General features: G+C 38.7%; 20 protein-coding genes, 3 tRNA genes and 1 pseudogene. 13 read left to right on the top strand and 11 right to left on the bottom strand.

Going from position 1 to position 20,764, the window contains the following annotated elements:
* The first annotated feature begins 113 nt into the window (after positions 1-113).
* Positions 114-1,595, top strand: coding sequence for an IMP dehydrogenase (gene guaB / locus FZ954_RS08945; RefSeq protein ID WP_005591397.1), 1,482 nt, complete (start codon positions 114-116; stop codon positions 1,593-1,595).
* A gap of 83 nt (positions 1,596-1,678) precedes the next feature.
* Here guaB and recF read toward each other — a convergent pair whose 3' ends face one another.
* Both recF and yaaA read right to left on the bottom strand, forming a co-directional pair.
* A complete protein-coding gene (gene recF, locus FZ954_RS08940) occupies positions 1,679-2,794 on the bottom strand; it encodes a DNA replication/repair protein RecF (protein ID WP_148878122.1) in 1,116 nt (371 codons plus the stop codon).
* Between the two features lie 3 nt (positions 2,795-2,797).
* On the bottom strand, positions 2,798-3,187 hold the full coding sequence (gene yaaA, locus FZ954_RS08935) for a S4 domain-containing protein YaaA (protein WP_061909924.1): 390 nt from the start codon (positions 3,185-3,187) through the stop codon (positions 2,798-2,800).
* 189 nt (positions 3,188-3,376) lie between these two features.
* On the opposite strand from yaaA, the gene yfmF reads away from it, so the two are divergent.
* From yfmF to FZ954_RS12000, 8 genes are all read left to right on the top strand, one after another.
* Positions 3,377-4,624: an EF-P 5-aminopentanol modification-associated protein YfmF gene (yfmF, locus tag FZ954_RS08930; RefSeq protein WP_316246115.1), complete on the top strand. Its 1,248-nt coding sequence runs from the start codon at positions 3,377-3,379 to the stop codon at positions 4,622-4,624.
* Positions 4,624-5,919 carry an EF-P 5-aminopentanol modification-associated protein YfmH gene (gene yfmH / locus FZ954_RS08925; protein WP_148878120.1) on the top strand — a complete coding sequence of 432 codons (1,296 nt, stop codon included), beginning with the start codon at positions 4,624-4,626 and terminating at the stop codon, positions 5,917-5,919. Before yfmF ends, yfmH begins: the two co-directional genes overlap by 1 nt.
* A gap of 58 nt (positions 5,920-5,977) precedes the next feature.
* Positions 5,978-6,793 carry a cytoskeleton protein RodZ gene (rodZ, locus tag FZ954_RS08920; RefSeq protein ID WP_148878119.1) on the top strand — a complete coding sequence of 272 codons (816 nt, stop codon included), beginning with the start codon at positions 5,978-5,980 and terminating at the stop codon, positions 6,791-6,793.
* 10 nt (positions 6,794-6,803) lie between these two features.
* Positions 6,804-7,343 (top strand): CDP-diacylglycerol--glycerol-3-phosphate 3-phosphatidyltransferase, encoded by a 540-nt coding sequence (pgsA, locus tag FZ954_RS08915; protein WP_125370924.1) that lies wholly within the window; start codon positions 6,804-6,806, stop codon positions 7,341-7,343.
* 1 nt (position 7,344) lies between these two features.
* Positions 7,345-8,172 carry an energy-coupling factor ABC transporter ATP-binding protein gene (locus FZ954_RS08910; protein ID WP_187423356.1) on the top strand — a complete coding sequence of 276 codons (828 nt, stop codon included), beginning with the start codon at positions 7,345-7,347 and terminating at the stop codon, positions 8,170-8,172.
* Positions 8,157-8,996 (top strand): energy-coupling factor transporter ATPase, encoded by an 840-nt coding sequence (locus tag FZ954_RS08905; RefSeq protein WP_148878117.1) that lies wholly within the window; start codon positions 8,157-8,159, stop codon positions 8,994-8,996. Before FZ954_RS08910 ends, FZ954_RS08905 begins: the two co-directional genes overlap by 16 nt.
* Positions 8,989-9,783 carry an energy-coupling factor transporter transmembrane protein EcfT gene (locus tag FZ954_RS08900; RefSeq protein ID WP_148878116.1) on the top strand — a complete coding sequence of 265 codons (795 nt, stop codon included), beginning with the start codon at positions 8,989-8,991 and terminating at the stop codon, positions 9,781-9,783. Before FZ954_RS08905 ends, FZ954_RS08900 begins: the two co-directional genes overlap by 8 nt.
* Before the next feature lie 186 nt (positions 9,784-9,969).
* Positions 9,970-10,629, top strand: coding sequence for a LysM peptidoglycan-binding domain-containing protein (locus tag FZ954_RS12000; RefSeq protein WP_148878115.1), 660 nt, complete (start codon positions 9,970-9,972; stop codon positions 10,627-10,629).
* Between the two features lie 57 nt (positions 10,630-10,686).
* Here the strand turns inward: FZ954_RS12000 and sdaAA are convergent, their stop codons facing one another.
* The 9 genes and pseudogenes from sdaAA to rlmH form a co-directional block, all read right to left on the bottom strand.
* Positions 10,687-11,559 (bottom strand): L-serine ammonia-lyase, iron-sulfur-dependent, subunit alpha, encoded by an 873-nt coding sequence (gene sdaAA, locus FZ954_RS08890; protein WP_148878114.1) that lies wholly within the window; start codon positions 11,557-11,559, stop codon positions 10,687-10,689.
* 8 nt (positions 11,560-11,567) lie between these two features.
* Positions 11,568-12,239 (bottom strand): L-serine ammonia-lyase, iron-sulfur-dependent subunit beta, encoded by a 672-nt coding sequence (gene sdaAB / locus FZ954_RS08885; protein WP_061909938.1) that lies wholly within the window; start codon positions 12,237-12,239, stop codon positions 11,568-11,570.
* Between the two features lie 132 nt (positions 12,240-12,371).
* Positions 12,372-12,445: transfer RNA gene (locus FZ954_RS08880), tRNA-Asn, on the bottom strand.
* 5 nt (positions 12,446-12,450) lie between these two features.
* Positions 12,451-12,522: transfer RNA gene (locus FZ954_RS08875), tRNA-Glu, on the bottom strand.
* Between the two features lie 69 nt (positions 12,523-12,591).
* The gene (comE, locus tag FZ954_RS08870; protein ID WP_148878113.1) at positions 12,592-13,335 is read right to left on the bottom strand and encodes a competence system response regulator transcription factor ComE; all 744 of its coding nucleotides are present in this window, start codon (positions 13,333-13,335) and stop codon (positions 12,592-12,594) included.
* Positions 13,332-14,673 (bottom strand): annotated as a pseudogene (locus FZ954_RS08865) (sensor histidine kinase). Before FZ954_RS08865 ends, comE begins: the two are co-directional and overlap by 4 nt.
* 22 nt (positions 14,674-14,695) lie before the next feature.
* Positions 14,696-14,824, bottom strand: a complete 129-nt coding sequence (locus FZ954_RS08860; RefSeq protein ID WP_005591382.1) for a bacteriocin — start codon at positions 14,822-14,824, stop codon at positions 14,696-14,698.
* Positions 14,825-15,000: 176 nt separating this feature from the next.
* Positions 15,001-15,074 (bottom strand) — tRNA-Arg (locus FZ954_RS08855).
* A 43-nt stretch (positions 15,075-15,117) separates the two neighbouring features.
* Complete coding sequence (gene rlmH, locus FZ954_RS08850; protein WP_148878111.1) at positions 15,118-15,597, bottom strand: 23S rRNA (pseudouridine(1915)-N(3))-methyltransferase RlmH; 480 nt, start codon at positions 15,595-15,597, stop codon at positions 15,118-15,120.
* A 202-nt stretch (positions 15,598-15,799) separates the two neighbouring features.
* Between rlmH and FZ954_RS08845 the strand changes: the two genes are divergently transcribed.
* From FZ954_RS08845 to dnaN, 4 genes are all read left to right on the top strand, one after another.
* Positions 15,800-16,978 carry a S1C family serine protease gene (locus tag FZ954_RS08845; RefSeq protein ID WP_148878110.1) on the top strand — a complete coding sequence of 393 codons (1,179 nt, stop codon included), beginning with the start codon at positions 15,800-15,802 and terminating at the stop codon, positions 16,976-16,978.
* Between the two features lie 62 nt (positions 16,979-17,040).
* Positions 17,041-17,802: a ParB/RepB/Spo0J family partition protein gene (locus FZ954_RS08840; RefSeq protein ID WP_148878109.1), complete on the top strand. Its 762-nt coding sequence runs from the start codon at positions 17,041-17,043 to the stop codon at positions 17,800-17,802.
* A gap of 212 nt (positions 17,803-18,014) precedes the next feature.
* A complete protein-coding gene (gene dnaA / locus FZ954_RS08835; protein WP_148878108.1) occupies positions 18,015-19,370 on the top strand; it encodes a chromosomal replication initiator protein DnaA in 1,356 nt (451 codons plus the stop codon).
* Between the two features lie 157 nt (positions 19,371-19,527).
* On the top strand, positions 19,528-20,664 hold the full coding sequence (gene dnaN / locus FZ954_RS08830; RefSeq protein ID WP_148878107.1) for a DNA polymerase III subunit beta: 1,137 nt from the start codon (positions 19,528-19,530) through the stop codon (positions 20,662-20,664).
* Positions 20,665-20,764 lie beyond the last annotated feature (100 nt).

Raw genomic sequence — 20,764 nt, 5'->3', positions numbered from 1 at the left:
AGATGGTTTTTAATTTTTGCATAATAATCATTGACAAATGCCTATAGAATGGTATGATATTAACAATAAAAAGACGAGCCCTGCTCAATATATAAGAAAAGAGGAAACTGTGGATGTCTAACTGGGACACTAAATTTTTGAAAAAAGGTTTTACCTTTGATGACGTATTGCTTATTCCAGCTGAAAGTCACGTGTTGCCAAATGATGCTGATTTAAGTACAAAACTTGCTGAGAATTTAAAATTAAATATCCCAATTATTACTGCGGCTATGGATACAGTTACCGAAAGTCAAATGGCGATCGCCATTGCCCGTGCCGGCGGTCTAGGTGTCATCCACAAAAATATGTCTATTGCACAGCAGGCTGATGAAGTTCGTAAGGTAAAACGTTCTGAAAATGGTGTCATTATCGATCCATTCTTCCTGACTCCTAATCATACAATTGCTGAAGCAGATGAATTGATGGGGCGCTACCGCATTAGTGGTGTGCCCGTGGTTGAAACGATGGAAAATCGTAAATTAGTCGGTATCTTAACCAACCGTGATTTACGCTTTATTTCAGATTATAATCAACCAATTTCCAACCACATGACCAGTGAAAATCTTGTTACAGCTCCAGTCGGAACTGATCTGGCAACTGCTGAAAGAATCTTGCAAGAACACCGAATTGAAAAACTACCTTTAGTAGATGAAAACGGTCGACTTTCTGGTCTCATCACCATTAAAGATATTGAAAAAGTGATTGAGTTCCCAAATGCAGCAAAAGATGAGTTTGGTCGTCTGCTAGTTGCTGGTGCGGTAGGTGTCACTTCAGATACATTTGAACGTGCAGAGGCCCTCTTTGAAGCAGGAGCAGATGCCATTGTTATTGATACAGCCCATGGTCATTCAGCTGGCGTTCTACGTAAAATTGCTGAAATTCGTGCTCACTTCCCAGATCGCACTTTGATTGCCGGAAATATTGCAACTGCTGAAGGTGCACGCGCCCTCTTTGATGCCGGTGTTGATGTAGTAAAAGTCGGAATTGGACCAGGATCTATCTGTACAACTCGTGTCATTGCCGGTGTCGGTGTGCCACAAGTAACAGCAATCTACGATGCAGCTGCAGTTGCACGTGAATATGGAAAAACCATCATTGCTGACGGAGGCATCAAGTATTCAGGTGATATTGTCAAAGCCCTTGCCGCAGGTGGAAATGCAGTCATGCTTGGTTCCATGTTTGCTGGAACGGACGAAGCGCCAGGTGAAACTGAAATCTTCCAAGGACGTAAATTTAAAACTTACCGTGGAATGGGCTCTATCGCAGCTATGAAGAAAGGCTCCAGCGATCGCTACTTCCAAGGCTCTGTCAATGAAGCGAATAAGCTAGTTCCAGAAGGAATTGAAGGGCGTGTAGCTTATAAAGGAGCCGCTGCAGATATCGTCTTCCAAATGTTGGGCGGTATCCGTTCTGGTATGGGATATGTCGGTGCAGCTAATCTGCAAGAACTTCATGAAAATGCTCAATTTATTGAGATGAGTGGTGCTGGTTTGAAAGAAAGTCACCCTCACGATGTACAAATCACAAATGAAGCTCCAAACTACTCTGTCCAATAGAATTATAAAGAAAAACAACCTTGTCAACTCCTTGACAAGGTTGTTTTAGTTTACAAAAGTTGTAAATTCACTTTACAGTTGTTTTACTCATTTGTAAAACCTATATTTTCTTCTTTCTTAATTACGCCTTGACTTATCTGAAAAATATTAATATCATCTGGTAGATTATGTAAGTGATCTAAGCTGGTTGTCGTGATGAAAGTCTGGATATTTTGAGAGATAGTTTCTAGCAATTTAAGTTGACGCATATTGTCAAGTTCGCTCATTACATCGTCAAGCAATAATATTGGAGTATCTTTTGTAAGGCTTTCGATTAGTTTAATTTCAGCTAACTTGAGAGATAGAACAACACTACGGTGTTGGCCTTGGCTACCAAATCCGGCATCCATATCATTGATAAAAAAGTTGATATCATCTCGGTGAGGACCAACACCTGTATTTTTTTTGAAAAGATCGCGTCTACGACTTTCTGATAAGCCTGCTCGAAAAAAAGCTTCCAAGTCTTCGAGGCATGAAAACGGAACAGAGGATAAATACTTGATTGTCAATTTCTCTTTCCCTTGAGAAATATCACTATGACTTTCCTGAGCAAAACCTTCTAGCTTTTCAATAAAGTCTAAGCGATGTTGCATGACACGACAACCAAAATCAATCAGTTGCTCATCTAAAACAGAGAGAAAGGTTTCATCTACCTTATCATTTGCCTTAAGATAAGCATTTCTCTGCTTAAGTACATGGTTATAGTTAGATAAATCAGCAAGGTAGATGGGCTTGATTTGCCCAAGCTCAATATCAATAAATTTTCTACGTAAAGCAGGGGCGCCTTTAATGAGCTGTAAATCTTCTGGAGCAAACAAGACAACGTTGACAACCCCTATATAATCGGATAATTTCCCTTGTTTTAAATGATTTATTTTGGTGATTCTCCCCTTTGGTGTCAACTCGATGTCAAGTGGGATTTTACCCGTTGTTTTTTCAATGATTCCTGAAATTTGAAGATTTTTTTCTTGGAAATGAATCAAATCCTTATCGGTTCGGGTTCGGTGACTGCGAGTAAGGGCTAAAAAATAGATGGCTTCTAGAATATTGGTTTTCCCTTGTGCATTTTGTCCCAGAAAGATATTAAGGCCAGGATCAAAATCAACCTCTGCAGACTGGTAATTACGAAAATGTTTAATTTTCAGCGTTTTTAACCACATGGCTTAGGTTCCTGGAAAGCGAACAGGAGCTTTTTTATTTTTCTGCTCGAGCTTTCTTTTCTTTTGTTCTTTTTTTACTGGTTGAGATTTTTTCAAGTCCTTATTCATGGCTTTAACTAAGTCTGCCACTCTTTTTTTCTCTGCTTGCTCCTCTTGATGTTCAAGAATTTCCTCCTGACTTGGAGCAAGGAGGATGATCTCCAGTTCTTGGTCTGGGAGAGAGACGACATCTCCAATTCTAAGTTTTTTCCCTCGTCTATTTTCTAGTTCGCCGTTAAAAAAGACCTGATGATCTGCCAAAAAGGACTTGATTGCTCCGCCACTTTGAATAATACCCACTTCTTTTAAGAGAGCCTGTAGAGTAATAAATTCGTCAAATAATTTGTATTCCATATTTCACCTCAATCCTTGTCATTATATCATAATTTAAGCGGAAACTGTTCCGTGGTAGTCTCATTCAAGGACAAGTTTTACTAGAAAAATAGAAAACGCTTTAATCACTAAAATTGCCGATCCTTACAAAGCATTAAACAGCATTTCGTGTTATAATAGAAGTCTATATTATTCGGTATGAGGAGCGCAATGGAAATCATAAAAGGAGTACATCTTCACTTCATTCAATCAGAAAAATTTAAAACTAATAAAATTAAAGTGCGATTTTCAGCTCCTATGTCTGAAAAAACAATAGCCGGGCGGGTTCTTACGGCCAGTATGCTAGAGACTTCAAATGCTCTTTATCCAACATCGCAAGCCTTTCGAGAAAAATTAGCAAATTTATACGGTGCTAATTACTCGACAAGCCTTTCACGACGGGGATTAGTGCATTATCTGGATATCAATCTTTCTTTCGTGCGGGATCAATTTTTGAGCCGAAAAAATGTGTTGGCAGATGAAATGCTAGATTTTTTGAAGGCTAGTTTCTTTTTTCCTCTGTCAAATGGAAAGGCTTTTGATACTAAAACCTTTGAAATTGAAAAGAGAAATGTTTTAACAGACTTGGAAGCTGAAATTGAGAATCATTTCTACCATGCTCACAGAGAGTTAAATAATTTATTTTACGATTTACCAGAAATGCGGATTCCACGCGTGGCAACAATCGAGCTAGTAGAAAAAGAAACAGCTGAAACTAGTTTTGCTGCTTTTCAGCAAATGCTAAATCAGGATCAAATTGATTTTTTCTTCATCGGTGATTTTAATGAGATTGCTGTCCGTGAGAAAATCCAAGAATTCCAGTTTTCTGAACGAGAGCAGCCTTTACAGCTTAGCTACCAACAAAACTATTCAAATATAACTAGAGAAAAGCTGGAGCAACGAGATGTACATCAGTCGATTGTTGAACTGGCCTACCATTTTTCTAGTCAATATGGGGATCGCAGCCATCTGCCCCTAATTGTTTTGAATGGCTTATTAGGAGGATTTGCTCATTCCAAGCTCTTTGTCAATGTTCGGGAAAAAGAGAGTCTAGCCTATACCATTTCTAGCAATTTTGATATTTTTTCTGGTTTGATGCGAATCTATGCTGGAATTGACCGAGCAAATCGGACAAAGACCGTCGCTTTAATCAATCGCCAAATTCTAGATTTGAAGCGGGGGCATTTCACAGATGAAGAACTTGAACAAACCAAGAATATGCTGAAAAATTCAATACTTCTGGCTCAGGATCGACAAAACACCTTGATTGAGCGTGCTTACATGTCCTCTGTTCTAGGGAAAAAATTTCTGTCACTAGAGGCTTGGCTGAAAGCATTAGAAAATGTCAGCAAAGCTGATCTTATAGAGGCAGCCCAGCAGTTGAAATTACAGGCGATTTACTTTATGGAAGGGAAATAATGCAGAATCCAGGTTTAGAAAAAATCAATTATATAGCCGTGGGAGAAAGCATCTATCGGGCGGTGCTAGCAAATGGATTGCAGGTTTACCTACTCCCTAAAAATGATTTTAATGAAACCTACGGCATCATCTCAACACATTTTGGCTCTGTTGACACTAAGGTTGTTTTACGTGAAACAAAGCAAGTTTCTCATTATCCAGCAGGGATTGCGCATTTTTTGGAGCACAAATTATTCGAGCGTGAAAACGGTGAGGATTTACTGCTAGAATTTACCAAGTTTGGCGCAGAAAGTAATGCCTTTACAAGCTTTACACGTACCAGCTATCTGTTTTCTACGACAAACTGTGTAGCAGAAAATCTGAAGCTGTTGCAGGAACTCGTTTCCCAAGCCAATTTTTCAAAAGAATCTGTTCAGCGTGAGCAAGGAATTATCCAGCAAGAAATCGAGATGTACCAAGACGATCCAGATTATCGGCTCTTCTTTGGTGCTTTGAGTAATCTCTACCCTCAAACTCCACTAGCAGAAGATATTGCCGGAACGACAGAGTCAATCATGGATATTACTGTGGAAGATCTGACAGAGAACTTTGAGCTTTTCTATCGTCCGTCCAATATGACTTTATTTGTCATTGGTAATTTTGATTTGGAGTCTACTTTTGAAGATATTGTCCAAACACAAGAGACCTTATCTCCTCAATTATTAACTGAAACGATTGAAAAAGAGCCTATCATCTTACAGCCAGTAGTTTCAACTGCTACTAGTCGGATGGAAGTTGCCAGCCCTAAGTTGGCGATTGGTATTCGTGGCAAAGATGCAATACAGGATACGGAGCTTTATCGCTATAAAATTGCCCTGAAATTGCTTTTTGCCATGATGTTTGGTTGGACTTCCAAGCGTTTCCAGACCCTGTATGAAAATGGCAAGATTGACAATTCGCTCACTCTTGAAGTAGAGGTAGAAAAGGATTTCCACTTTGTCATCCTAACTATGGACACGCAGGAACCAGTAGGGATTTCTCATCAATTCCGCTCAGCTATTCGGAAATTTGCTCAGGATCCAGATGTCACAGAAACACACCTAGATACGATTAAAAGTGAAATGTTTGGAGATTTGCTGCATGGTCTGAATTCTCTTGAATACATGGCAACCCAATATGAACCGCATTTAAAAGGGGAGAATCTTTTTGATTTACCTAAGATTTTACAGGATATCACTTTAAATGACGTCTTAAAAGTCGGACGTCGCTTTATCGACCAGTGTGATATGACAGATTTTACTATTTTCCCAAAATAGTTCCAAGTTTATTTCAAAATTTTGTTAGAATAATGTCTAAGAGAAAAGGACTATCCGTATGAGAAAAAAAACGATAGGAGAGGTACTCAGACTTGCTCGAGTAAACCAGAAACTTACTTTAGCAGATCTAGCCAAAAAAACAGATATAAAAACTGACTATCTAAAGGCTCTTGAAAACAATCAATACGAAAAATTTCCAAATGCCTTTTACATCCGTAGCCTACTACGAAAATACGCTTGGGCTCTGGATTTAGACGAGCAGATTCTATTGGAGGCATACGACACAGATAATACTGTCGTTTATGACGAAATTGAATTAGCTGAAAACGAGGAATTTCGAAGCAGAAAATATAAAAATCGTTCTTTTTCGCTTCCTCTCTTTTATTTCCTAGTAGTTGCCTTGTCTATCATTATTTTTGTCACCTATTACGTTTGGCAATATGCCAATACAACTACTCCGCAGTTTGCCAGCTCCGATAGTTACAGCCTCGTCTCGAGCTCAAGTATCGAAGATAGTTCAACTCCACCTGAGACTTCCACAACAGACTCTAGCTCAACAAAAGAAAAGCTGGAAGTCACTGGAGAAGGAAACTATTTAACTGCAAAATATCGTGGTAAGTCGCAAACTACTCAGTTAACAATCTCAGCGAGCAACACCTCAAGCTGGATTAGTGTGACAAATACAGACTTGGCAGCAGGTACAACCCTTACTCCAACCCAATCAAGCCAAACAGTGACACTCTCTCCCAATACCACTTATACAATTACCTTAGGAGTTGTAAAAGGCGTTACTGTCACTGTCGGCAGTCAGAAAATAGACCTATCTACCTTGACCAGCGACAGTGCTATAATTACCCTTACAATTGAATCATAAAGGAAGAATGATGAAAAAAGAAAATATCCCCAACGCTTTAACCCTTGCCAGAATTGCCTTAATTCCAATCTTTATTTTGATTTTGACTTTTGGGCATTCGCCAGCCATGCATATCCTAGCTGGAATCATTTTCGCCCTTGCCAGCATCACAGACTACCTGGATGGCTATCTGGCGCGCAAGTGGCAGGTCGTGACCAATTTTGGGAAATTTGCCGATCCCATGGCCGATAAACTGCTGGTTATGTCCGCTTTTATCATGCTGATTGAAATGAAAATGGCTCCTGCTTGGGTAGTAGCTATCATCATTTGCCGAGAGCTGGCTGTCACTGGTTTGAGGCTCCTCTTGGTAGAAACTGGCGGAACAGTTCTAGCGGCTGCTATGCCAGGCAAAATCAAGACTTTCACGCAGATGTTTGCCATCCTCTTTCTTCTGCTCCATTGGACTTTAATCGGTCAGATTCTCCTTTACATAGCCCTGATTTTCACTATTTATTCTGGCTATGATTATTTCAAGGGCAGTGCCTATCTCTTTAAAGATACATTTAAATAATATGGAAAATATCATTGAAGTAAAAAATCTTAGTTATCGCTATGACCATAAGTCTGAAGATTATATTTTAAAAGATGTCTCGTTTCACGTGAAACAAGGAGAATGGTTATCTATTGTCGGCCACAATGGCAGCGGAAAATCGACTACGGTTCGTTTGATTGACGGTCTTTTAGAAGCCGAGAGTGGCGATATCATCATTTCTGGAGATAAATTGACGGCTGATAATGTTTGGGAAAAACGTCGCCAAATCGGCATGGTCTTTCAGAATCCTGATAATCAGTTTGTTGGAGCCACTGTTGAAGACGACGTTGCATTTGGTCTGGAAAATCAAGGCATGGATTATCCCATGATGGTGAAACGCGTCCATGAAGCTCTGGAGCTAGTCGGCATGCAGAATTTTAAGGAGAGAGAACCTGCTCGACTTTCTGGTGGACAGAAGCAAAGAGTCGCTATTGCTGGCGTAGTCGCGCTCCAGCCAGATATTATCATCTTGGATGAAGCAACCAGTATGTTAGACCCAGAAGGACGACTAGAATTGATTCGGACTGTCAAAGAAATTAAAGATAAGAATCATTTAACAGTCATCTCCATTACTCACGATTTGGACGAGATTTCGCTTAGTGACCGTGTCCTTGTTATGAAAAATGGTCAAGTTGAGTCAACTGCTACACCAAGAAAACTCTTTTCCAGACCTGATTTGGAAGACTTGGGCTTGGATCAACCCTTTGTCAATCAGGTCAAAGCTGCCATGATTCAAACTGGGCTAACTCTGCCAGAAACCTATTTAACTGAAAAAGAATTGCAGGAACAATTATGGGAATTACTCTAAATAAAGTCAGTTATACCTATCAGGCTGGAACTCCATTTGAGGGTCCAGCGCTTTTTGAAGTTGATTTGGAAATCAAAGATGGTAGCTATACGGCTTTGATTGGGCACACTGGTAGCGGAAAATCAACCATTTTACAGCTCTTGAATGGCTTGCTGACTCCTAGTGAGGGCAGCGTGCAAGTCAACAATGTTACCATTACTTCAAATTCCGTCAACAAGGACATTAAACAAGTTCGTAAACAGGTCGGTTTGGTGTTTCAGTTTGCTGAAAGTCAGGTTTTTGATGAGACTGTTTTGAAAGACGTGGCCTTTGGTCCGCAAAATTTTGGTGTCTCTAAAGAAGAAGCCGAGGCTTTAGCACGTGAAAAATTAAGTCTTGTCGGCATTTCTGAAGAACTGTTTGGCCGCAGTCCTTTTGAACTTTCTGGCGGACAGATGAGAAGGGTTGCTATTGCTGGAATTTTAGCAATGGAGCCTGATATCTTGGTGTTAGATGAACCAACGGCCGGACTTGATCCAGCAGGACGCAAGGAATTGATGGGACTCTTTAAAAAACTGCATCAAGCTGGAATGACCATTGTTCTTGTAACCCATTTAATGGATGATGTAGCTGATTTTGCTGATACAGTCTATGTACTGGAGAAGGGCCGCGTCGTCAAAAGCGGCCAGCCTGCTCAGGTTTTTCAAGATGTCGATTTTATGGAAAAGATTCAGCTAGGGGTTCCTAAAATCACAAAATTTGCCCATGAATTAGCTGAAAAAGGAATGAAATTTTCTCATTATCCAATTACAATTGAGGAATTTAAGGAGATGATACATGGATAAGTTGATTTTAGGACGGTATATCCCAGGAAATTCAATCATCCATCGATTGGATCCGCGCAGTAAATTGTTGGCCATGTTCTTCTTTATCTTATTAATTTTCTGGGCCAACAATCTCATCACTAATTTGCTGCTATTTGTTTTCGTTTTTACTCTGATTTTTCTCTCAAAAGTTCCTTTGACATTCTTTCTAAAGGGCATTCAATCAATGGTTTTCATTATTGCCTTTACCACCCTCTTCCAGCTCTTTCTGACAGGAGGAGACAAGGTACTTTTCCAGTTTGGTTTCATTAAAATTACGGAATTTGGTCTTTCTCAAGCGGGGATTATCTTTAGCCGTTTTGTTTTGATTATCTTCTTTTCAACCCTTCTGACCTTAACCACAACACCACTCAGCCTTTCAGATGCAGTGGAAGCTCTACTGAAACCACTCAAAGTCTTTAAAGTTCCTACGCATGAAATTGGTCTCATGCTCTCTATGAGCCTGCGTTTCGTACCGACTTTAATGGATGACACTACGAGAATTATGAATGCTCAGAGGGCTCGAGGAGTTGATTTTGGCGAAGGAACGATTGTTCAAAAGGTTAAATCAATCATTCCAATCTTAATTCCTTTATTTGCTTCTAGTTTCAAGCGGGCAGACGCCTTAGCTATCGCAATGGAAGCGCGTGGCTATAGTGGTGGTGAAGGAAGAAGCCGCTATCGACAACTTTCTTGGAAAATGATTGATAACCTTGCTCTTCTCTCTATTTTCCTGATCGGTATCTTGCTCTTTATCTTAAAAAAATAAAGAATAGTATAAGTTTGATAGCAATATTTTTGTTAGAGATCTAATGAAATACACTAAAAATCCTTTTAAAATAATATTTTTATGTGTAAATCTCAATATTTTTGTAATATTCGTGCTTAAAATGTAATCTTTTAGTAATATTTAATGTGTATGATAGTATTATAACTAAAGGAGAAAACTTTTAAAATGAGTATGAAAGTGAAAAAATTGACTCTAGCAGGAACGATTGCTACAGCAACACTATTTGCATCAACTATTGTTGCTAGTGCTGAATCTTATACAGTAAAAGCTGGAGATACCTTATCAGAAATCGCTGAAAGTAAAAAAACAACTGTTGAACGTTTGGTAGAATTAAACAAAATTTCAAATCCAGATTTTATCATGACTGGACAAGTTTTGGAATTGGGTGATTTGAAAGATGTTGCAAAACAAACAACATCAGCACCTGCTGTCTCACCAGCGACACCAGCAGTCCCAGCTCCAGTAACTCCAGCTGCCCCAATAGCTACGGAAACTCCAGTAACGACAGAAACTCCTGCAGTTGCTGCAACTTCAGACTACTCTGCCTATTCATCAGACGTCGTACTCGCAAATGGTAATACTCCAGGTGCTGTAGGTTCTTACGCAGCTGCTCGTATGGCTGAAATGACAGGAGTGTCTGCATCTACATGGGAAAATATTATTGCTCGCGAATCTAACGGACAAGTCGATGCTTACAACCCATCAGGAGCAAGTGGTCTTTTCCAAACAATGCCAGGTTGGGGATCTACTGCAACTGTTGAAGATCAAATTCAAGCAGCTTACCGTGCTTACAGTGCACAAGGACTATCTGCTTGGGCTTACTAAAATAATAAAAAAATGACTAAATATATTTAGTCATTTTTTCTTACTCAAAGATACTATTTATTCTCCAAAAATTTCTTTTGAAAGTCTACGGCCTGTAGGAGTTGTAGCCAGCCCTCCTTCAGCCGTTTCCCTGAAAGCAGTAGGCAGGCTAGAGCCTACTTGGTACATAGCATCAATGACTTCGTCAACAGGGATTTTAGACTCGATTCCGGCCAAAGCCATGTCCGCTGCGATAAAGGCGTAGCTGGCTCCCATGGCATTTCGCTTGACACAAGGAACTTCTACCAAACCAGCTACTGGGTCACAAATCAAGCCCAGCATATTTTTGATGACAAAACAGATAGCTTGACTCGCCTGAAAAGCAGAGCCACCAGCAGCCAAAACCAGGGCAGCTGCGCTCATAGCAGAAGCAGAGCCCACCTCAGCTTGACAGCCTCCTTCTGCACCGGAAATAGAAGCGTTATTCGCAATAACCAAGCCAAAAGCACCAGCAGCCAGCAAAAAGTCTAATTGCTGCTCCTCTGTTAAATCTAATTTTTCAATCGCTGATGTAAGCACGGCTGGTAAGCAACCAGCACTGCCAGCCGTAGGAGTTGCACAAACCAGCCCCATTTTAGCGTTGTATTCATTGACAGCAATGGCATTTTTTGCAGCAGTCAGCACAGTATAATCCGACAAGGCCTTCCCTGACTGGATATAGTGGTGCAGCTTGGCTGCGTCTCCACCGGTCAATCCGCTGCGAGACTTACTCTCATCAAGCCCAAGAAGAACCGAAGCTTTCATGACCTCAAGATTTCGGCTCATCAGACGTAAAACTTCGTCTCTTTTCCGACCTGTCAATTCATATTCGGTCGCAATCATTAATTCAGCAACATTGCCATTAAAATCTAAATCAGCCTGCTCAACCAATTCTTTTATTGAATAAAACATCTCTTCTCCTATTTAAAGAAATTGACATTATGGAGATAGGGGATTTTCCGAATCTCTTCGATAGCCTCTTCGCAACTACGACTATCCACCTCAATGATCATAATCGCTTTCTCACCCGCTTTTTCTCTAGTCACCGTCATTTGAGCAATATTGATATTGTAGCGTGATAGAGCCTCCGTTACATGGGCAATCATACCTGGAACATCTTGGTGGACGATGATAATGGTTGGCGTATTCATGCTGAGAGAGACTGAGAAGCCATTTAACTCGGTCACCTGAATATTTCCACCACCGATAGACACACCCGTTACACTGATGCTTTTATGGGCGTTTTTAACCGTGATTTTTGTCGTATTTGGATGAGGAGCATTGCTATCTTTCTGAATAGTCCAGACAATCTTGATACCGCGTTTATGGGCAATTTCAAGGCTGTTAGGAATTTCAGGATCATCCGTATCCATTCCTAAAATACCTGCTACCAGAGCCAAATCTGTTCCATGCCCGCGATAAGTCTTTGCAAAAGAATTAAAAAGTTGAAATTCAACCTCGGTCGGTGTATCATCAAAAATAGAGGATACGATCTTACCGATACGCACAGCCCCTGCAGTATGACTGCTGGAAGGGCCAATCATGACAGGTCCGATAATGTCAAAAACAGACTGAAATTTTAATGATTTCATAAGAAACCTCTTGAACATATTTTCTAAAATTATTATATCAAACTTATCAAATTTCTGCCTGATATCATACAAAAAAAGAGGACAATTGTCCTCTCTTCATTATTGGTAATTCGCATACCTGAAACTCTTTTACTCCGCCAGTAGGACTCGAACCTACGACATCATGATTAACAGTCATGCGCTACTACCAACTGAGCTATGGCGGATAGTATAGTCCGTACGGGATTCGAACCCGTGTTACCGCCGTGAAAAGGCGGTGTCTTAACCCCTTGACCAACGGACCATCGACCATCTATGTTCTTTTCAGAACATATTCTATTATATCAGGTTTTGAATCTTTGTCAACAGTTTTTTATTTATTTTTTAAAATTTCTTTTAAATGTTTCGTTCTTAGCCTAGAAACAGGGCAACGGCGGCCTTCATAAAATATAATTTCCTTTGTTTTCTTATCATAATCGCAGATATTATCGATATTGACTAAGAAAGATTTATGGGAAGGAAAGAAACGTTGGGTTTTCTCATCCTGCTCTTGAACACTGGCAATCGTTCCATAAAATTCTTTTATAAAGTTTTTTCCGACCATCCGTAACTTATGAGAGGAGCTTGAGGTTTCGATATACAAAATATCATTAAATGGCACGCGCACATCATTGCCTCGATAGCTGTATTCAAAGTAATCAACCATGTTGGTGTTTGTAATTAAGGTGTTTTTCGTATAAATGATACAATCTTTGATACGTTTTTTAAACGAATCATCGTTAATATCCTTGTCAATAAAATCAAGAGCAGATACTTTATATTTAAAGGTCATGGTCGCAAACTCTGATTTTGAAGTTACAAAGACAATAATAGCATATGGATTATGGTGACGAATAAAACGAGCGACCTCCAGTCCTTTGGTCTCTTCCCCTTTAATATCTATATCCAGAAAATAAATCTGATTGACATCTTCATTTTCGACGTAGTCCTTAAATTCCTGAATTTTTCCTGTGATTTTTACCTGGATGTCGAGCCCCATTTCTTCAGCAATCTCTGCTAAAGTTTTTTCCATGCGGAGTTGGTGGGCTAAGGTATCTTCTAATGCTAAGATTCTCATAAACTATTCCTTCTTTTAATTGTTAATACTTGGGTGAAATCATACTTACTTATTTCTGTATCTAGCATGATATATTCATAATTCTCTAAAATTTCTTTCAGATTATTTAAACCTAGGCCTCTTCGATAACCTTTCGTTGAGAACTCTGGTTCATAAATTTCTTCTAAATCTAATTTCCTTTGCTTGCGGGAATTTTTTACAACAAAAATGATTTCCGTATCGAGTTGAACTAAAGTCACATGAATCATTTTTTCATAGCTTTCGATTGCGCCTTCAACAGCATTGTTTAGCAATATACTAGCCATTCTTACCACATCTAATAGCTTAATCGGTAATTTCTCAACAGAATCTTTGACTTCGAAGGTCAAATCAATCTGGTGCTCACGCGCTTTGAATAAAGTCTCCGTCATAACGCTTCGGAGAGCTGAGTCACCAACGTTGTTCAAATCAAAATAAGTGTATTTATCCGAGCGTAATTTTAAATTTGCATCAACTAAAACTTCTTGATATATTTTTTCAATTTCCTTGATATCTTGAGTATTGATGGCCGTCTGAAAGCTGGTCAGCATGCCAGCATAATCATGGCGAAAGCCACGAATTTCATTATAAAGAGAAACAATTTCATCTGTGTACTGCTGCAGCTGTAACTGTTCCAATTCTCTTTGTCGAATCTCCTCTTCTTTTTCATACTTTTCCCGAATCGCCTTCAAATAGAAAAGAGTCGTCATAAAGATCAAGAAACAAATAGTCGCTAGCATACTACTAAAACTATTAAAATGATCGTCTTCACTTAACCAATGAGAAACATTTAAAATGAAAATATCTATAACATAAAAAATATTAATTCTCTTAATTGTCTTTTTAAAGACCTCCTCTTTAAAATCACATGCGTAAAATGGTAAGTAGTCGATAAACTTAAGCATAAATAGAACAGAGATACTGTTTATCATGATATAAAAGACAGCCCAATTATCTTTTACAAATGAATCCCCTGTAATTGAGGAAATAATGACGGAAAAAAAGGTAGTAGAAGCCTGAACTGTTAAATAAAGGAGAAGAGATAGAAATATAGAGAAAAGAGTTGATAACTTCTCTTTTTTATAAAAATACCTGTAGAAAAAAAGAGGATAAATCAGTAGTAAAATACAGAACATGCCTTGACAAAGAAAATATAGATTCTAAATTTAATATGAGTAATGGTAATAAAATTAAGACTATAGCACACAGAAAAGTAAAGTAAAAACTAGATTTTACTTTATTGATCTTTTCATATATAACAATAGTGAAATATACTTCAATGGCGGCTTGCAATATCCAAAAAAATAATTCAAACATAATTCCATTTCCTCAGTTATCAATGTTATTTTTTCTTAAATTTAATTTTTAAGAAGATATTTCTTAAATCTCCTCCAAGAACTTCTTTAAGTTCTTTTTCATTCAAGACTGGGAATTGAGCGATTGTTTTAAAGTTTTTCTGAGTATTTTTCATATTAGATTCTCCTAAACATTTTTTCGTAAGTGTTACCTTACAAGATCTATTATAAATAAAATTTCAAATAATCTGTCATCTTTCCCTGAAATGTCATTTTTTATTCCTGAAATGTCGTTTTCTCAAAAATATAATAAAAAAACACGAAATTTTTCGTGTCTGAGTAATGCATATTATGATCCCAGCAGGATTCGAACCTGCGACCGTTCGCTTAGAAGGCGAATGCTCTATCCAGCTGAGCTATGAGACCGATACCTTTTCATTCTATCAGAAAAATCTAGTATCGTCAAGATTTACTTATGGTAGGGACTCCCCTGTTGAATCATGAAAGCCCGGTAAATCTGCTCTACCAAAACAAGGCGCATCAATTGATGAGGCAGGGTCAATTTTCCAAAACTCATCAGTAGATTAGCTCTTTTTTTGACAGCAGGAGACAGACCCAAGCTGCCGCCAATCACAAATGTAATATCAGAAAAGCCACGAACTGTGATGTCGTTCAAGATCGAACTAAACTCTTCTGAAGGAAATTGTTTTCCCTCAATAGCCAAAGCAACTACGAATTCTCGTTCAGAGATTTTTGCTAAGATCCTATTTCCCTCTTTTTCGAGGATTCGCTGATTTTCTAGCTCACTGGCCTTATCTGGTGTTTTTTCGTCTGCTAATTCTACAATTTCTAACTTACAAAATCGCCCCAGGCGTTTGGCATATTCAGCAATCCCATCCTTGAGATACTTTTCCTTTAATTTCCCAACGGTTACAAGCTTTATTTTCATATTTCCATTCTATCATATCCACATGGATTTCACACTTTATTCACATCAGTTTTTTATGGAAAACTTGTTGAATCTATGTATTTTCTAACCTCTATCAACATTTTTTATAAGTTTTCCACAAGTTGTGGAAAACTTGTGGATTTTAAGTTATAATTAAGAATAGATTTCTATAATTTCATCAATTGTAATCAAGGAGGAAAATATGAAAAACGCTTCAAATTTCTTTAAAAAATCTTTGTTGCTTTTTATTGTTTTAGTTGTAGGGTTTATTGGCGGAAGCCTAGGAAATTTAGCCACCGCATTTCTTAATAATAAAATGGCTAATCTTGGTTCTTCAAATTCAAAAACTACTGTATCAACGTCTTATAAAAACACAACCGATACCACAAAGGCTGTAAAAAAAGTGCAAAACGCAGTTGTATCGGTGATTACTTATACCGGTTCTAATCAAGAAGGAGTGATCAATAATGAATCAACCAGTGATCCTCAAGTAGCTAGTGAGGGATCAGGTGTCATTTATAAGAAGGAAGGAAAATATGCCTACCTTGTTACTAATACTCACGTGCTTAATGGAGCAAAAAATCCCGATATTCTACTAGCAGATGGTAGTAAGGTTCCTGGTGAAGTGGTAGGATCAGATGTTTATTCTGATATTTCTGTAGTAAGAATCAGCTCTGAAAAGGTGAAAGATGTAGCTGAATTTGGAGATTCCAACTCCCTGACAGTAGGAGAAACTGCTATTGCTATCGGAAGCCCTCTCGGAACAGAATACGCTAACTCTGTTACACAGGGAATCATCTCTAGTTTGGGTAGAAATGTAACCTTGCAATCTGAAGACGGCCAAAATATTTCGACGACTGCCTTGCAAACAGATGCTGCTATCAATCCTGGTAACTCTGGTGGCCCACTCATCAATATCCAAGGGCAAGTTATTGGTATTACGTCCAGCAAAATCTCTCACAATGGTCAAACTGCTGTAGAAGGCATGGGATTTGCAATTCCATCAAATGATGTTGTCAATATCATCAAGCAATTAGAGAAAAACGGAACAGTGACTCGTCCTGCACTGGGTATCCAAATGCTCGATTTATCTAATATCGCCACTTCTGACTTAGCAAAATTACGTCTGCCTTCATCTGTAAAATCAGGTATCCTTGTCCGCTCTGTACAAGAAGGAATGCCTGCTGAAAATAAACTTCAGAAATACGATGTCATCACAAAAGTTGATGATAAAGATGTTGAATCAACCAGTGATTTACAATCTGCTCTCTACAGACACTCTCTGGGAGATGAGTTGAAAGTGACTTACTTTAGAGATGGTAAAGAAGCCACTACAACCATTAAATTGACCAAATCAACTCAGGACTTAAGTAACAACTAAGCCTTTACATAATTGTCAACACACCTTTACACGATCGTAAAGGTGTGTTATGCTATATACAAATGGAAAATTATCAATACATACCACTAAAAGACATTCGAACAAATCCTTATCAACCTAGAAAAAGCTTTTCTCAAGAGAAAATAAATGAATTGGCAGATTCCATTAAAGAAAATGGAATTATTCAGCCCATTATTTTGAGAAAATCTTCCTTATTTGGTTACGAAATTTTAGCAGGTGAAAGACGATTCAGAGCTGCTAAGATTGCTGGCTTAGAAAACATTCCTGCCCTTATTAAAGACTTGTCTGACGATGACATGATGAAGCAAGCCATCATCGAGAATTTGCAAAGAGAAGACCTCAATCCGATCGAAGAAGCGGAATCCTATCAGCATCTGATTGAGAAAGGTCTGACCCATGAAGAAATTGCAAAAATAATGGGAAAATCTCGGCCTTACATCAGTAATCTTGTCCGCTTGTTACAGCTACCAGCTTTTATGCTGGACGCTGTCAAAGAGGAAATGATTTCGCAAGGGCACGCTCGTCTCCTCATTCCACTCAAAAAGGAAGAGCAAGTTTTTTGGCTGGACAAAATCATTCAAGATAATTTATCCGTTCGTGCTCTTGAGCTTTCATTACAAAATACCAAGAAGTCAAAGACTAAGAAGAACAAAGAAATTTTTGCCCATTCAGAAGAAGAAAAACTAAAAAAAATCCTTGGGCTCAATGTCTCCATTCAATTAAAAAATTCTTCAAAAGGAAAGATCGTTATTCCTTTTGAAAACGAGGAAGAGTATCAAAGAATTATAAACAGCCTGAAATAGGGCTGTTATTTTCTTTTTTCAAACTAACAGACTTTTCCACCTTTAAAAGTAGCTTAAAATGTTGAAAAATAGGGATTTTACTGATAATTCACAATCTGTGGATAAGTCTTATAAACATTGTTAATTTTTCTCCACAACTTGTGGAAAACTTGTCCTTTTTATGTTAAAATGAGAGTCGACATAGAGAATAATTTTTTGAAAAGGAGGAGGCAATGAACAAAGAGCAAGAATTTTGGCGAAGAATTTTAGAACTTTCCGCTGCTCAGCTAAAACAGACAACCTATGATTTTTTTGTTGCAGAAGCAAAATTGATAGCCATTGAAAATAATCAGGCCACTATCTTTCTTGATAGCCCAGTCAAACAGCTATTTTGGGAACAAAACTTAGTGGGCGTTATTCTCACAGCTGGCTTTGAAATTTTCAACGATCAAATCACGGCCAAATACGTCTTTGAAGAAGCAGGACATGACAGTATTTCTAAATATCAGCTGGAAGAACTACCTGAAAAAGCTCCATTTCGGCCAAGTTTGCCGCCAATTGATACTGGATTAAAAGCTAAATATACATTTGATAATTTTGTACAAGGGGACGGAAATATCTGGGCTAAAGCAGCAGCCTTGGCTGTGTCTGAAAATCTAGCAACTACCTATAATCCCCTATTTATCTACGGCGGACCAGGTCTAGGAAAAACCCACTTACTAAATGCTATCGGCAATCAAATTTTGGAAAATATTCCTGATGCGCGTGTAAAATATATTCCAGCGGAAACCTTTATCAATGACTTTCTGGAGCATCTACGGCTCGGCGACATGGATAATTTCAAAAAAATCTATCGGAGCTTGGATTTGCTCTTGATTGATGATATCCAGTCTCTTGGCGGAAAAAAAGTCTCTACCCAAGAAGAATTTTTCAATACGTTTAACGCCCTGCACGGAGATAATAAGCAGATTGTGCTGACCAGCGACCGCAGTCCAGATCATCTTGATAATTTGGAAGAACGCTTGGTCACGCGCTTCAAATGGGGCCTCACTCAAAATATTACACCACCCGATTTTGAAACGCGGATTGCCATCCTCCGAAACAAAATCGAAAATCTAGACTATATTTTCCCTAATGATACATTGGAGTACCTCGCCGGACAATTTGACTCGAATGTCCGTGACCTAGAAGGGGCGCTCAATGATATTACGCTCATTGCAAGAGTCCGTAATCTCAAGGAAATTACGATTGACATCGCTGCTGAAGCTATTCGAGCTCGCAAGCAAGACTCTAGTCAGGTGACCGTCATTCCGATTGAAAAAATCCAGTCTGAGGTCGGCAATTTCTATGGCGTCAGTGTCAAAGAAATGAAGGGAAGTCGTCGAGTCCAAAATATCGTTTTGGCTCGACAAGTGGCCATGTATCTAGCCCGCGAACTAACAGATAATAGCTTACCAAAAATCGGACGAGAATTTGGTGGCAAAGACCATACAACAGTCATTCACGCGCATGGAAAAATCAAAACCCGACTCGAAACTGACGATAGCCTGCGACTTGAAATCGAGAATATCAAAAACAAGATAAAATAAGGGTGTGGAAAAGATTGAACGAATCTAAAGTTTTTTCCACAGGTTGTGAACAAGTCTTAAAACTTGATTTTAGATACTTTGCTCCATTTTTCCACAGCTTCCACAAGAACTACTATTACTATTAACTTCATAATCATAAATAATAAAAGGAGTCCCTATGATTCACTTCTCTATTAATAAAAATTTATTCCTACAAGCTTTGAATACAACTAAAAGAGCTATCAGTACAAAAAACGCTATTCCAATTTTATCAACGATTAAAATTGATGTAACGAAAGAAGGCATTACCTTGATTGGTTCCAATGGCCAAATTTCCATTGAAAACTTCATTTCAGTGCAAAATGAGAATGCTGGGCTCTTGATTACTTCGCCAGGTTCGATCCTCCTCGAAGCAAATTTCTTTATCAATGTCATTTCTAGCTTGCCAGATATCGTGCTTGATTTTAAAGAAATTGAGCAAAAACAAATCGTCCTTACCAGTGGCAAGTCAGAAATTACGCTAAAAGGAAAAGATGCAGATCAATATCCACGTATCCAAGAAGTCTCTACTAGCAATCCTTTGGTTTTAGAAACAAAAGTCCTTAAAAATATCATCAATGAGACAGCTTTTGCTGCTAGCACGCAAGAAAGCCGTCCTATTTTGACGGGTGTTCATTTTGTTTTGACAGATAATCAATCCCTCAAAACAGTTGCGACAGACTCTCACCGGATGAGCCAAAAGAAAATTACTTTGGACAAGAAGGGAGATGACTTCGATGTGGTGATCCCTAGCCGTTCCCTGCGTGAATTTACGGCTGTTTTCACAGACGAAATTGAAACAGTAGAGGTTTTCTTTGCCAATAACCAACTTCTCTTTAGAAGTGAGAATATCAGCTTCTATACACGCCTGCTGGAAGGAAACTATCCTGACACAGACCGCCTGATTCCGACAGAATTTTCAAGCGTTGTGACCTTTAATACCAATAATTTACGTCATGCCATGGAACGGTCTCGTCTTCTGTCCAATGCGACTCAAAATGGAACCGTGAAATTGGAAATTGTGAAGGGCATTGTCAGCGCTCACGTCCATTCACCAGAAGTTGGACGCGTAAATGAAGAAATTGATACAGAAAGTGTGTCAGGAGAAGATTTGACCATTAGTTTCAATCCTACCTACCTGATCGAAGCGCTAAAGGCAGTCGATAGTGAGAAGGTGACCATTAGCTTTATTTCAGCTGTTCGTCCTTTCACTTTAGTACCAAGCGAAGATGCTGAAAACTTTATCCAGCTGATCACACCAGTCCGTACTAATTAGAAGATAAGATTTAAGACAAGGTTGATTCGATCTGCCTTGTCTTATTTTGATCATTTACAAGCAGCTGACTCTAAACTTGTGGTATAATACAGCTAGGATG

Source organism: Streptococcus sp. Marseille-P7375, assembly GCF_902460365.1.
Taxonomy (GTDB): domain Bacteria; phylum Bacillota; class Bacilli; order Lactobacillales; family Streptococcaceae; genus Streptococcus; species Streptococcus cristatus_I.
This window is presented reverse-complemented; position numbering and strand designations above follow the sequence as displayed.